General features: G+C 59.9%; 13 protein-coding genes. 2 read left to right on the top strand and 11 right to left on the bottom strand.

Annotation, left to right across the window (positions count from 1 at the left end):
* Positions 1-8 precede the first annotated feature (8 nt).
* The 10 genes from ACFVTJ_RS10240 to ACFVTJ_RS10195 are packed head-to-tail and all read right to left on the bottom strand — an operon-like array spanning position 9 to position 10,914.
* On the bottom strand, positions 9-719 hold the full coding sequence (locus ACFVTJ_RS10240; protein ID WP_386906980.1) for a ribonuclease activity regulator RraA: 711 nt from the start codon (positions 717-719) through the stop codon (positions 9-11).
* Positions 720-753: 34 nt separating this feature from the next.
* The gene (locus ACFVTJ_RS10235; RefSeq protein ID WP_386906978.1) at positions 754-1,551 is read right to left on the bottom strand and encodes an NAD-dependent epimerase/dehydratase family protein; all 798 of its coding nucleotides are present in this window, start codon (positions 1,549-1,551) and stop codon (positions 754-756) included.
* A gap of 11 nt (positions 1,552-1,562) precedes the next feature.
* Entirely contained in the window at positions 1,563-3,287 is a 1,725-nt protein-coding gene (gene araD, locus ACFVTJ_RS10230) for an L-arabinonate dehydratase (RefSeq protein ID WP_386906976.1), read from the bottom strand.
* 37 nt (positions 3,288-3,324) lie between these two features.
* Positions 3,325-4,404 (bottom strand): ABC transporter ATP-binding protein, encoded by a 1,080-nt coding sequence (locus ACFVTJ_RS10225; protein WP_386906974.1) that lies wholly within the window; start codon positions 4,402-4,404, stop codon positions 3,325-3,327.
* 22 nt (positions 4,405-4,426) lie between these two features.
* Positions 4,427-5,470 carry a carbohydrate ABC transporter permease gene (locus ACFVTJ_RS10220; RefSeq protein ID WP_386906972.1) on the bottom strand — a complete coding sequence of 348 codons (1,044 nt, stop codon included), beginning with the start codon at positions 5,468-5,470 and terminating at the stop codon, positions 4,427-4,429.
* Positions 5,463-6,431, bottom strand: coding sequence for a carbohydrate ABC transporter permease (locus ACFVTJ_RS10215; protein WP_004438359.1), 969 nt, complete (start codon positions 6,429-6,431; stop codon positions 5,463-5,465). Before ACFVTJ_RS10215 ends, ACFVTJ_RS10220 begins: the two co-directional genes overlap by 8 nt.
* 57 nt (positions 6,432-6,488) lie before the next feature.
* On the bottom strand, positions 6,489-7,760 hold the full coding sequence (locus ACFVTJ_RS10210) for an ABC transporter substrate-binding protein (RefSeq protein ID WP_004438356.1): 1,272 nt from the start codon (positions 7,758-7,760) through the stop codon (positions 6,489-6,491).
* Between the two features lie 22 nt (positions 7,761-7,782).
* On the bottom strand, positions 7,783-8,856 hold the full coding sequence (locus ACFVTJ_RS10205) for a Gfo/Idh/MocA family protein (RefSeq protein WP_386906969.1): 1,074 nt from the start codon (positions 8,854-8,856) through the stop codon (positions 7,783-7,785).
* Positions 8,853-9,869: a Gfo/Idh/MocA family protein gene (locus ACFVTJ_RS10200; RefSeq protein ID WP_386906967.1), complete on the bottom strand. Its 1,017-nt coding sequence runs from the start codon at positions 9,867-9,869 to the stop codon at positions 8,853-8,855. The genes ACFVTJ_RS10205 and ACFVTJ_RS10200 overlap by 4 nt, the downstream gene beginning before the upstream one ends.
* Entirely contained in the window at positions 9,862-10,914 is a 1,053-nt protein-coding gene (locus ACFVTJ_RS10195; RefSeq protein WP_386906965.1) for a Gfo/Idh/MocA family protein, read from the bottom strand. Before ACFVTJ_RS10195 ends, ACFVTJ_RS10200 begins: the two co-directional genes overlap by 8 nt.
* Positions 10,915-11,017: 103 nt before the next feature.
* Here ACFVTJ_RS10195 and ACFVTJ_RS10190 point away from each other — a divergent pair, with 103 nt between their 5' ends.
* Both ACFVTJ_RS10190 and ACFVTJ_RS10185 read left to right on the top strand, forming a co-directional pair.
* Entirely contained in the window at positions 11,018-11,731 is a 714-nt protein-coding gene (locus ACFVTJ_RS10190; RefSeq protein ID WP_386906963.1) for a GntR family transcriptional regulator, read from the top strand.
* A gap of 31 nt (positions 11,732-11,762) precedes the next feature.
* Complete coding sequence (locus ACFVTJ_RS10185) at positions 11,763-12,683, top strand: SMP-30/gluconolactonase/LRE family protein (RefSeq protein ID WP_386906962.1); 921 nt, start codon at positions 11,763-11,765, stop codon at positions 12,681-12,683.
* Positions 12,684-12,840: 157 nt separating this feature from the next.
* Here ACFVTJ_RS10185 and ACFVTJ_RS10180 read toward each other — a convergent pair.
* Positions 12,841-13,247 (bottom strand): hypothetical protein (locus ACFVTJ_RS10180; RefSeq protein WP_386906960.1); only part of this gene is annotated, 407 nt, incomplete at its 5' end.

Genomic DNA, 13,247 nt, shown 5'->3' with positions numbered 1-13,247 from the left:
GAGGACAATCAGCGTCCCTGCTGCTTGCGCCATTCAGCAAAGGCGACCTGGTGTTCTTCCTTGGTGCAGGGGTAAAGCCCGATGATCGTCTGGCCCGCCTTGACCTGCTCCACCACGAAATCTTCGTAGGCCGTCATTTCCACCGCTTCCGTTGCCACTTCATCGGCAATGCCGGCGGGGATGACGATGACGCAATCCGCATCGCCAACGATGATGTCACCCGGGAAAACCGGCGCGTCACCGCAACCGATCGGACCGTTGATCTCGATCGCCTCGTGCTTGGTGAGATTGGTCGGGCTGGAAGGCCGGGTGTGATAGGCCGGAATATCCAGCTCGGCAATGGTGGCCGCATCCCGGAAACCGCCATCGGAAACAATGCCCGCACCGCCCCGAACCATCAGACGCGTGACCAGAATATCGCCGGCCGAGGCGGCAGAGGCATCCTTGCGGCTGTCCATGACAAGCACATGGCCGGGAGGGCAGGTTTCGATGGCAACGCGCTGCGGATGGGCGGGATTGCGGAATTCCACGAGCTGGTTGCGATCCTCTCGGGCCGGCATGTAGCGCAGGGTGAAGGCCGGGCCCACCATGTTCTTGCCCTTGTAACCCAGCGGGCGCACGCCCTGAATGACCTGGTTGCGCAGGCCGCGCTTGTAAAGCGCTGTCGCCAGCGTGGCCACGGAAATCGTCAGCAGTTTTTCGCGTGTTTCATTATTCATGTCAGTCTCCTCGCAATGGGCGGATGGATGTGTTTCAAGTCCTGTGAATGGGCTCATCGATAAAAATGCCGCCCTGATATTTTGCGATCGCAGCCTCGGAATCGGGGCGCGGAACGTCGCGCTCGATATCGGCCCGGTAGCGCGCGGCATTGTCGCGCCGCTGCCAGCCTAGAAAATCGACATGGGAATTATCCCACCAGCTGTCGTCATTGGCCGAAACGCCCCAGATGACCGGGCAGCCGAGTTTTGGCACGCGGAAGGTCGCCTCTATCAAAGAGACGAAGTCACCGTAGCTGAGCCAGGTCGACAACATGCGCCAGTTCGTGGGTTTCTCGTCACAGGAGCCGATGCGCACGATGGCCGTCTCCTGTCCGAATTTAGAATGGTAGAGGCTTGCCATGGCCTCGCCAAAGATCTTCGAGACGCCGTAAAGGCCATCCGGCTGAAAGGGCGTCTCCGGACCGAGCTTCTGGCCCTGCGGATAATAACCGATCGTGTGGTTGCTGGACGCGAAAAGGATGCGGGGATTGCCGTGTGCTCTGGCCGCCTCGTAAAGATTGTAAACACCACGCAGATTGGCGGCCTCGATCGGGTCAAAAGCCCTCTCCACGGAGATGCCGCCGAGATGAACGATGCCGTCACAACCCTTGACCAGATCGTAAACTGCCTGCTCGTCCTCCAGCGCGCAGTGGACGAGTTCTTCGTGCGGCGCTGGGCTACCCAAATCGACGACATCGGACAGGCGAATGGTTTCGGCAACATGGCCAAGCCTTCCGCGCAGCATGCTGCCCAGCTTGCCGCCAGCACCGGTGATGAGCAATCGCTTCAACATGATGGCGTCTCTTAGAAAATATCCGGCTCGCCGGCGGAACGGCCAAAATCCGTCTGCAGAAAGTCGAAGTCGCAACCCTGATCGGCCTGCGTGACGTGTTTCGAAAAGAGATAGCCATAGCCGCGTTCATAACGCGGCGCAGGCGCCTGCCATGCCCGCCGGCGCTCTGCGATTTCCTCTTCGCTGACCAGCATATCGAGGCGACGCTGCGGCAGGTCGAGGCGGACGATATCGCCGGTTTTCAGCAGGGCCAGCGGGCCGCCGACGAAACTCTCCGGCGCGACATGCAGCACGCAGGCGCCATAGGAGGTGCCGGACATGCGCGCATCGGAAATGCGCAGCATGTCGCGATGGCCCTTTTTGATGAGCGCCTTCGGAATGGGCAACATGCCCCATTCCGGGAAGCCGGGACCGCCGAGCGGACCGGCATTGCGCAGCACCAGCACGTGGTCGGGCGTCACATCGAGATTTTCATCGTCGATGGCGGCTTTCATTTCCGGATAGCTGTCAAACACCAGCGCGGGACCCTGATGGACATGGAGTTTGGGATCGCAGGCAGCAGGCTTTATGACGGCACCGTCAGGGCAGAGATTGCCGCGCAGCACGGCAAGTGAGCCTTCCGCATAAACGGGATTGTCAAGCGAGCGGATGACGTCGTCATTATAGACTTTTGCACCCTTGAGGTTTTCGCCCATGCTGCGGCCGGTCACGGTCAGCACGGAACAGTCGAGACGACTTTCCAGCTGCTTCATCAGTGCCCTCAGGCCACCGGCGTAAAAGAAGTCCTGCATCAGATAGTCTTTGCCGGAAGGGCGGACATTGGCGATCAGCGGTGTAACGCGGCCAAGCTCGTCCAGCTCGTCCAGCGTCATCGGCACACCGGCGCGGCGCGCCATGGCGATGAGGTGCACAACGGCATTGGTGGAACAACCCGTCGCCATGGCGACGATGGCGGCGTTGCGGAACGCTGCCGCTGTTAGTATCTGGTTTGGTGTCAGGTCTTCCGACACCATCTCGACAATGCGGCGGCCGCAGGCGGCGGACATGCGCTGATGCTCGGAATCGACCGCCGGAATGGAGGAGGCGCCCGGCAGGGTGATGCCGAGCGCATCGGCAATGGCCGTCATGGTTGAGGCCGTGCCCATCGTCATGCACACACCGGCAGAACGGGCGATGCCGCCCTGCACGCCACGCCATTCCTCGTCCGTGACATTGCCTGCGCGGCGCTCATCCCAATATTTCCACGCGTCCGAACCCGAGCCTAGCACCTTGCCAGCATAATTTCCGCTCAACATCGGGCCGGCGGGCAGGTAGATCATCGGCACACCGGCCGAGATCGCACCCATGACGAGGCCCGGCGTCGTCTTGTCACAACCACCCATCAGCACCACGCCATCGAGCGGATGCGAGCGGATCATTTCTTCCGTCTCCATGGCCAGCATGTTGCGATAAAGCATCGATGTCGGCTTGGTGAAGCTCTCATCCACGGAAAGCGACGGCATTTCGACGGGGAAACCACCGGCCTGCAACACGCCGCGTTTCACATCCTGCACGCGCTCCGGAAAGTGCGAGTGACAGGTGTTGAGCTCCGACCAGGTGTTGAGGATGCCGATGACGGGTCTGCCGATAAAATCCTCCTCCGCATAACCCAGCTGCATCATGCGCGAGCGGTGGCCGAAGCTGCGCAGGTCATCAGGTGCGAACCAGCGGTCGGAACGGAGTTTTTTATCGGTCATGTCATTGGTCCTACGTTGCGGGTGGTGCCTAAGGCTGTCAGTCCTGCCGGAGCGTCAGCCCGCTCGTCGTGTCGAAAAGGTGGACGTGTTGAAGTGGCGCCGACAGGCGGATGACTTCGCCCGCCGATGTCGAGGTCTGGCCAGAAAGATGCAGTGTCACCGGGGTGCCATCACCGAGATTGCCGTAGAGATAGGACTCCCCGCCCAGCTGTTCTGCGGTGCGTACGGACATCGTCAAAGCGCCGCCTTCACCCGGCTCCACATGGTTCGGGCGTATGCCGAGCGTCACCTTCTGGCCGGGCTTATAGGCAAAGCCGGTCTGCGGCAGCGGGATAGTCTCGCCCGTCGCGATTTTGAGAGCAGGCGTTGCGTTCGACGTTACTTCGCCAGCAAAGAAATTCATCTTTGGCGAGCCGATAAAGCCCGCCACGAAGAGATTGGCCGGGCGGTTGTAGAGATCGAGTGGCACGCCAAATTGTTCAAGCTTGCCAGCGCGTAGAACGGCAATCTTGTCAGCCATGGTCATGGCCTCCACCTGATCATGCGTCACATAGATCATGGTATTGCCGAGACGACGGTGCAGGCTGGAAATTTCGCCGCGCATATCGACGCGCAGTTCCGCATCAAGGTTGGAAAGGGGCTCGTCGAAGAGGAACACGCGAGGTTCTCGCACGACGGCGCGGCCGATGGCGACGCGCTGGCGCTGACCGCCCGACAGATCCTTGGGGCGACGCTCGAGAAGCTGATCGATCTGCAGCATCTTGGCGACTTGGGCGATCTTTTCGGCGATCTCTTTCTTCGGCGTGCCGATATTCTCAAGACCGAAAGATAGGTTTTCGCGGACCGTCATATGCGGGTAGAGGGCGTAGGACTGGAATACCATGGCAAGGCCGCGGTCCGCAGCCGGCACCGTGTTGACCACATCGCCGCCGATGACGATGTCACCACCGCTCAACTCTTCGAGGCCCGAGATCATGCGCAGCAGGGTGGACTTGCCGCAGCCGGATGGGCCGACGAAAACGCAGAATTCGCCGTGCTTGATATCGAGATCGACGCCTTTGATCACATCGAGGGCGCCATATGTCTTTTTGACCTGACGAAGCTGAATACTTGCCATTGTCGTATTTCCTCCCTGAGGATTATTTGCCGCCCGTGGACGCAATGCCGGTGGCGATATATTTTTGCAGGAACATGAAGACCAGCGCGATGGGCGCAAGCGTCAGCACGGTCATGGCCAGAAGGTTGCTCCATTCCGTCGTCATCTCGCCCTGGAAGGAGTTGAGCGCCAGCTGCAGGGTGAAGTTGTCGTTGCGGGTCAGCACGATGAGCGGCCAGAGGAAATCGTTCCAGCGCCACATGATCGCAAGGATCGCGAGAACCGCGAGCGCCGGTGCTGAAAGCGGCAGGATGATGCGCCAGTAGATTTTCCACTCGCTGGCCTTGTCCATGCGCGCCGCATCGAGGATCTCGTCCGGTATCGTCAGCATGTATTGCCGCAACAGGAAGACGCCTGTCGGTGTTGCCGCGCCGGGAATGATGACGCCCCAGAGACTGTTGATCAAACCGAGCTGGCTGGTGATGAGGAACAGCGGCACAAGCACGACGGTCTGCGGGATCATCAGCGTACCGACCACCAGAGCCAGCACGACGCCCCTGCCCTTGAACTGATATTTCGAGAGCGCGAAGGCCGCCATGGAATTGACGATCAGCATGATGATGGTCGAAGTGACCGTGATGAAGGTCGAGTTCCAGAAGTAGAGCGGGAAATTGAAGCGCTGGAAAAGCTCGGTGTAGTTTTCCGTCGCCAGCGCCACCTTTTCAGCCGGCTTCAGCTCGTTGAACTGCATCTTCAAGACTTCGCTCGGTTTGGCCGGATCAACCACCTGCGCAACGAGACCGATGCGGCGGACCATGCCGAACTTGCGGCCGTCTTTATCCACATAGGCCGGCAGCGGATTTGCCTGCCCGTCAACCACTACGGTTTCCTGGCTATAGGGTAGCAGCCGAGGCGGGAACCGCTGGAGATCGGCTTCCGTCTTGAACGAGGAGAGCACCAGCCAGACGACGGGACCGAACATCATCAACACGGCGACGCCGAGATAGGCGTAGGACAGCCAGTCCGTCCAGTGCAGCTTGCCGTTACGGCCGCGGGTACGGGTCAGAAATGCGCCAATCCTAGCCATCGACCTTGCTCCTGTTTGCCCGGAATTGCAGCGCGGTCAGCACCACGAGGACGACGGCGAGCAGCAGCGAAGCGGCGGCCGCAAGTCCGAAATTCCGGGGCGTTCCGGCAAAGCCGGTCTGATAGATGAATTGAATGATGAAGGTCGTCGCCGAACCAGGGCCACCGCCGGTAAAGGCAAAGACTTCATCGAAAGTCTGCACACCCTTGATGACCGACAGGACAAGAACGACAAGCATGGTGGGTGCAAGCAGCGGCAGGGTAATGCGCCGGAAGATGCGCCATGGGCTTGCCTTGTCCAGCTGGGCCGCCTCGTAGACATCGCGCGGGATCGCCTGAAGGCCGGCAAGGAGAATGAGCGTATAGAAGCCCATATGCGCCCAGACCGAAAGGAAAACGGACCAGCCGAAGGCAAGATTGGCTTCGAGCAGCCAGTCCACCGAACCGAGGCCGAGGCCTTCCATCGCCGCATTAAGAACGCCGAAACGCTGGAGAATCCACTTCCAGATCAAGGCCACAACGACGGGCGACAAGAGAACCGGAAAGAAGAATACCGCACGGAAAAAGCCGCGCGCCCTTATATCGCGGTTGAGCACGATGGCCGTGATCAGCGAAAAGCCGACCATGAAACCCACCTGCAGCACGACGAAGAACAGCGTGTTCCAGACGGAGCGCCAGAACAGGTCGCGCGCACAGGAATTGGGATCAAGATAGTTCTGACAGGAAAGAAGGACCGAAAAGTTTTCGCCGCCCACCGAAGGGCGCTCGGAAAGCAGTATGTGTTCACTGCCGGTCACAGAGTAAGCCATGTTCAGCAGGATCGGCAGAAAGGCGAAGACCGCAAACAGGATCAGGTTGGGTGTCAGAAACACCCACGCAATCCGCCGGTGGCCAAGAACCTTCTGCAGGAAGGAAAAAGGCAGTTCGACGATGCCCATAACGGGCGCAAGAAATTTATACATGAGGGTCCTCCTTCGATCCGGCGCGGCGCGGCATGCGCCGCGCCGGAAGGCGATGGATCACTTCGCCTGTTTCAACGCTTCCTCAAGGTCCGTCTTCGCACGGGCCATGGCCTCATCAACGGTGCTTTCACCGACAATGGCCTGCGTGATGCGCTGGACTGAGATGTTGAACATGGCGCGGTTGTTCTTGTAGCCCTGATAGGCGTAAGCAATCGGGCTGAGACCGGGAATCTGGTCGAGCCAGGCATTCATGGCCTTCTGCGTCGCAGGTGTCGCACCGGTATAGGTCACGCCCTTGTCAGCCACCGACTTGTTGGCCGGAACGTTGCGGGTGCGCACCGTAAAGTCGAGATAGTTCTCGTCCTGAGCAAGGAAGTTCAGGATGTCGGCAACGATCTTCGGGTTCTTGGTCTGCTTGAAGCCGACGATGCCGGTGCCGCCAGGCATGCCGGTGCAGGCTGCGCCACCGCAGGGCTGCGGCACGACTTCCCAGTCAAAGGCATCGCCCACCTGGCTGTCGAAACGCGCGGTCTGCCAGCTGCCGGAATAATAATAGACCAACTGGCCGTTGATGAATTCCTGTGCGGCATCGCGATAGGTATTGCCGCCCTGTCCAGCCCAGACGTCACGCGCCATGGTGCCGTCCTTGTTCCATTCCACGAACTTCTTCACAAACGTCGTGAAGCCTTCATCGACGAGGATCGGCTTGCCGTCAGCGTCGAAAATCTTCGCGCCGTAAGAAATGGCCGGGCCGGCGATGCGGTGACCGGAACGGTCGATGGCCATCGGGTAAGGCGTGCCGGTTGCCTTGGCAACAGCATTGGCGGCCTTCGCCCAGTCGTCAAGCGTGGCATCCTTGCCGGGAACGGCGACGTTTGCCTGGTCGAACAGCGTGCGGTTGATGAAGGCGCCGGTGATGGTGAGCTGCGTGTGCATGCCGTAGATGCCCTTGTCGTCAGGGCCGCTGCGGTACCATTTCAGCACGTTGGAGAAGTTATCTTCCCAATATTTCGCGTCCACATAGGGCGTCAGATCAAGATAATAACGGTTGAGACCGCCAAGATCGGTCACCGTTGCGAAGTCGGGACCGCTGCCGCCGGCAAGCTGCACGGGCAGGCCTTCCAGCAGCGCCTTGTAGGGCACAACGTCGGTGACGATCTTCACATCGGGATGCTGCTTTTCGTAACGTGCAAGAATATCCTTCAGGATTTCGCAGCCGTTACCGTCATAAGCGCAGGTGAAGCGCACTTCCTGGGCCGCCTGCGCGGCACCGGCAAAGGACGCCGCGCCAATGGCGAGCGCCAGTGCCATGCTGTATTTTCTGGTCATCTGGTTTCCTCCCGTTAGATGATTATGCTTTGGCGGATGTGCTCGGCGCCCAGCCCTTGATCCATTCACCTTCGGCGGCGTCGGACAGGCGAACCGGCTTTCCTTCCCGGACCGAGCGGTAAATGGCGGTCACGAGTTCGATCGACTGCAAGCCGTCGTGGACCGTCACTTCCTTACCGCCGCGTCCTTCCATCGCGTCGGCAATGGCTTCGACAAAACCGGCAAAGCCGTTTTCGCCATCAGCCACCGTTGCCAGAACGGCGTCGATCTGATCCTGCGTCGTCGGGGCGCGGGCGATGAAACGCCAAGTGTCTTCCGCCGGACGATAGGGCAGCGTGCCGCTTTCCGCCGTGAAGCCCTCGAAGCAGAAGCGCAGGCGCGACGTGTCTTCGGCGGCACCAAGCGTCACCGAGCTGGTTGCCAGTGCACCGCTTTTCATGCGGAAGCTGAGTGCTGCGCAATCTTCGGTTTCGATCTTGTTGACGCGTGTATCGGCCATGGCGAAAACCTCATCGACCGGTCCGAGAACGTGGCAAAGAAGATCATGGGCATGGATGGCATGGCCAAGGATCGCGCCGCCGCATTCACCCTTCCAGGTGCCGCGCCAGGGAATGTCGTAGTAGCTGGCGCCACGGTTCCAATGGACCTCCGAGCTCGCAACAAAGGCCTTGCCGGCAAGACCGGCATCGATGAGCGCGCGCATCTGCCGCATCGCCTGTCCGAAACGATACTGGAAGACGGGAAACACGCCGCGACCGGTCTTCTTGACGGAGGCGATCAGCGCATTGGCTTCTTCCAGAGAGCGGACCAACGGTTTTTCGCAGACCACATCCTTGCCCGCCGCGTGCGCCTTCAGCGTCACCGGAAAATGCAGGTGCGGCGGCAGGCAGACGTCGATCAGCTGGATGCTCTCATCGGCCAGAACCTCATCGAGATCGGTGGTGAGATGAATGGAGGTATCATCGCCGGCGACGGAGCGTGCGCGCTCGAGATCAAGATCGCAGATCGCCTTGACGACGAAGCGGTTGGGCAACGCCCGATAGCCGCTCAGATGCTGGGCGCCGATGCCGGCGCCAATAATGGCAACACCAATCATTTCGAGGCTCCCTCAGCCTTGGCCTGTGCCTGCAGCGACAGGTCGCAGACCTTGAAGACGTGTTCCTGCGTCATGGCCGTTTCGGTGCGGTTGCGGATATCGTCGCAGATACGGGCGAAATAGGGCAGACCAGCGCCGGAGGCATCGATATATTCGCAACGGTCACCATTCACGAGAACGAGGCGGTCCGTGCCTTCGGTGTTGCCGACGTCAACATATTTACGCAGCTCGATATAACCTTCGGTGCCAAGGATGGTCAGGCGACCGTCACCCCAGGTCGGGAGCGCATCCGGCGTGTACCAGTCGACGCGAATATAACCGTGGCCCTTGTCACCGCGCAGCACCACTTCGCCGAAATCCTGCAGGCCCGGATCGCCTGGGTTGGCGTAATTGGCAACGGTGGCGGACACGATCTCAACCTCGGTCGAACCCGTGAAGAACATGAACTGGTCGATCTGGTGGCTGGCAATGTCGGTGATGATACCACCGTAGGCTTCGCGCTCGAAGAACCACTTCGGGCGGATCTGGCGGTTCAGGCGGTGCGGGCCGAGGCCGACAGTCTGGATGACGCGACCGATAGCGCCCTGGGCAACGAGTTCAGCGGCCTTGGTCACGCTCGGCACCTCGAAGCGCTCGGAGAAATCAACGGTCCAGATGCGCTTGGTTTTTGCGACTGTCTGGCGGAGACGATCAAGCTGTTCGAAGGTGGTGCAGCCCGGCTTGTCGGACATGACATCCTTGCCTGCTTGCATCGCTGCGATCGCGAGATCGGCGCGCTTGGAGGGAATATCGGCGATCATGACGAGATCGACGGTGCCGTCAGCCAGCAGCGCCTCTTTCGATGCTGCGCGCGGCACATCCGGGAAGCGCTTGACAAAGCCTTCCACGACATCGGGCTCGCCTTCCGTCCACCAGCCGGCAAATTCGGCGCCGGCATCCAGCAGGTTCTGGGCCATGCCGAAAATATGCCGATGCTCAATACCGAGAGCGACGAACTTGATTGCTTTAGTCATCCTGCAGTTCCACTTCCTTGCCGGTGTCGGCCGAGTTGATGATCGCGTCGATCAATCTGTGAGACAAAAGAGCCGCTTCGCCGGTGACGACCGGCAGGCGTCCTGAAGAGATGGCGTCTGCGAAATCATCGAAGACGCCCTGATGCCATTCATGCGTGAAAGCCATGGGGTCGGCGCCGCCGCCCGTGCCAGCGGCCGCGCCGCCAAAAGTCTCCTGTCGGCCATCGCGCCAGTCGAGATGCAACAGACCAGAGGCGAGCCGCAGGCTGGCTTTGTCGAAATGCAGCAGGATCGATTCCGCAGCGCCGGGGAAACTTGCGGTGCTCGCAACGAGCGAGCCGACTGCGCCATTTCTGAAGCGCAGCCCAGCAGAAACATAATCTTCGGTTTCCATACGGTGGAAACGCGTCGTCGCAGCCATGGCCTGGACACGGGCGACCGGCCCCGTCAGGCTCAATGCCAGATCGATCGTATGAATTGCCTGGGAGATCAGAACACCGCCGCCATCGCGTGCCAGCGTGCCGCGACCCGGTTCGTCGTAATAGGATTGCGCGCGCCACCACGGCACGGAGATTTCGCAGAGGCCCAGCGCTCCGAGCGTGCCGCCATCAACGAGCTCACGGGCTTTTTGCGATGCAGCCCGCATGCGGTGCTGGAAGATGATACCGAGAGTAACACCTGCCTCGCGACACAGGGCGACGAGACCCACTGCTTCCTGCGTATTGCGAGCGACGGGCTTCTCCATCAGGATATGCTTGCCCGCTTTCGCCAGTTTCCCGACGATATCGATGCGGGCATTTGGCGGTGTTGCGATGATTGCGAAATCCACATCCGCATCCCCCGCCGCTTCCTCGACTGAGGAATAAACCGCAACTTCATATCCGGTATGTTTCGATGCTTCAGCGGCCAGCGCCTTGGCGCGGCCGGAACCACCATCCACGATGCCCTTCAGGCGAATTTTCTCAGGGCTTGCCGCGCAGGCAAGCACATGCGTCTTCGCTACCATTCCGGCACCAACGATGACGCAGGTCTTGATATTTTGCATTTCGGGAGCCTCCTTCCCAATGCGCAATCATTTGCATACCGGTATGCCGGTTGTCAACAGACTTGTGTTCCGGTATACCGGTTATGAGAACGCTGGAGGGTATATGCCGAAAATTCCCGTAACAGGCGGCACCGTGCCGACAATGGAGCGACTGGACCTCAACCGTCCGGTTGTTGATCAGATCTATTCTGCGCTGAAATCCGCCATCCTTTCGCGCGAGCTTTTTCCCGGCCAGGCGGTCTCGGAAAACGAAATCGGGCAATCCTTCAGTTCCAGCCGGACGCCGGTGCGGGAAGCGCTAAGCAGGCTGAGAGATGACGGCCTGATCGTCACCCTGCCGAGCCGCGGCACTTATGTTTCCAAATTATCGGAAAAACACATCCGCAGCGCACAGTTCATTCGCGAGGCGCTGGAGGTGGCCGCCGTCTGCAGGCTCTGCCAGATCGGCATTGCGCCGGAAGCGGAACAGGAGATCGAACATGCCCTCAGCGGCCAGCGCGCGGCCATGCGCCGAAGCGACCGAAAGGCCTTCCGTGTGCATGACGACCAGTTCCACAGCGCACTTGCAGCCGCGACGGGGCTGGAGAGACTGGAGACCCTGCTGATCCGCGAAAAGGCGGGACTGGACCGTCTGCGTGCCCTCGCCATCACCGACGAGGCGCATATGGCGCGGCTGCTTTCCGAGCATGAGGCGGTCTATGACGCTATCAAAGCCGGAGACGAAACGCTGGCGACGGAAGAATTGCGTAAGCACCTGAGGCGCGTCCTCGGCATTCTTTCGCAGGTCTTTGAGAACCACCAGGACTATTTCGAATAGGCTGCGGCATCATTTCAACGGTTCGAGCATCATGAATACGGCAAATCCCGAACAAGCGCTTGCTATGACGCAGGCGAAACTTTTGTGCGACACGATGAGCACGCTGGCGGAATCCCCCGTTTGGGACGAGCGGCGCCAGGTCCTTTTCTGGTGCGATATCCTCGGTAAGACGGTACGGTCCGCAGCACTCGAGCCCGGCCAATATCGGCAATGGTCGTTTCCTCACACGGTATCGAGCCTCGGACTTTGTGAAAACGGCGATCTCGTCATCGCCTGCGGCATGGATATCGTCATCCTCGATCCCGATAGCGGCAGGACAAGTCTTCTCCACTCCATTCCGGCGAAAGAGGGCATTCCGTGTCGGCTGAATGACGGCCGTGTTGGCCCCGATGGCGCTTTCTGGGTGGGAACCATGCACAATGTTCCACTCTCTGACATGGAGCCCCATGGTGAACTCTGGCGGATCACCGCAAAGAGCGCCAAGCGCATGCTGACGGGACTGACATGTCCAAACGGGCTGGCTTTCTCCCCTGATGGTTCCATCATGTGGCAGAGCGATTCCGTACAGAAATGGATACGCAGACGCAATTTCGACAGGGTAAACGGCCTGTTCGACGAGGGTGTGCTCGTGGCTCGGATGACCGAAGAAACGGGAAGGCCCGATGGCGGCTGCCTCGACAGCAGCGGCACCTATTATAGCGCAGGCGTTTCCGCCGGCATGCTGAATGTCTTCGCCGAAGATGGCGGCGAACAAACCGCGTCGATAAAGATGCCTGTGCCACACCCGACCATGCCCTGCTTCGGCGGACCCGATTTCAGCACTCTTTTCGTTACCTCGCACCGCCACAACATGTCGGCCGACCGGCTCGAACAGGCTCCTTTCTCCGGCGGCGTGTGGATGATCCCGACACAGACAAGAGGATTTGCACCCTTCCGATTTAACCGAGGGTGACGCTGGCTTTCTAATCGTACCGGTGCTGGCAAGACAGTGCATCCGCTCTTGCGATAGCGGCGGCAACGATTGCCTTGAGAGTGGAGGCTTCCGGCGCGTTCGCCTCGTACCATGACACCTGAACGGATGCTGAAACTAGTCCGCCTCGAGTTGCTAGTTAGCATCCGGCAAAAATGAGCGGACAAGCTTCCTCACCCCTAAGAGCGCCTGCAAGGGAGATTGACGCTATCACCTCGTCCGAGACGGACATGCGGACGAAGATCGAAGAATAAAGCAGCGTCACAATCCCGCTCAGACGGAACTGCCAATGCGGCATTTCTTCCTGCACGCGCGCCGCAGCAAAAACGACGAAGCCAAACGTCAGGTGATGAAGCCGTTTGAGGCACAGAAGCAGCACGCTTATCTTGAGGCGCGTCTTGCTTGCGCGTTGGACAGGGATCAGAAACGCAAAAAGCTCCTCGACGCTTGCGCGGAGGAGCTTTCTGTTAAGGGATATGAATGGTCGAACATTCAGGTTTGACTTGGTTGCGGGGGCAGGATTTGAACCTGCGGCCTTCAGGTTAT

The organism is Agrobacterium sp. NPDC058088, from assembly GCF_042885035.1.
Taxonomy (GTDB): domain Bacteria; phylum Pseudomonadota; class Alphaproteobacteria; order Rhizobiales; family Rhizobiaceae; genus Agrobacterium.
Note: the sequence above shows the minus strand (reverse complement) of the source record. Positions and strands in the feature narration are given on the sequence as shown.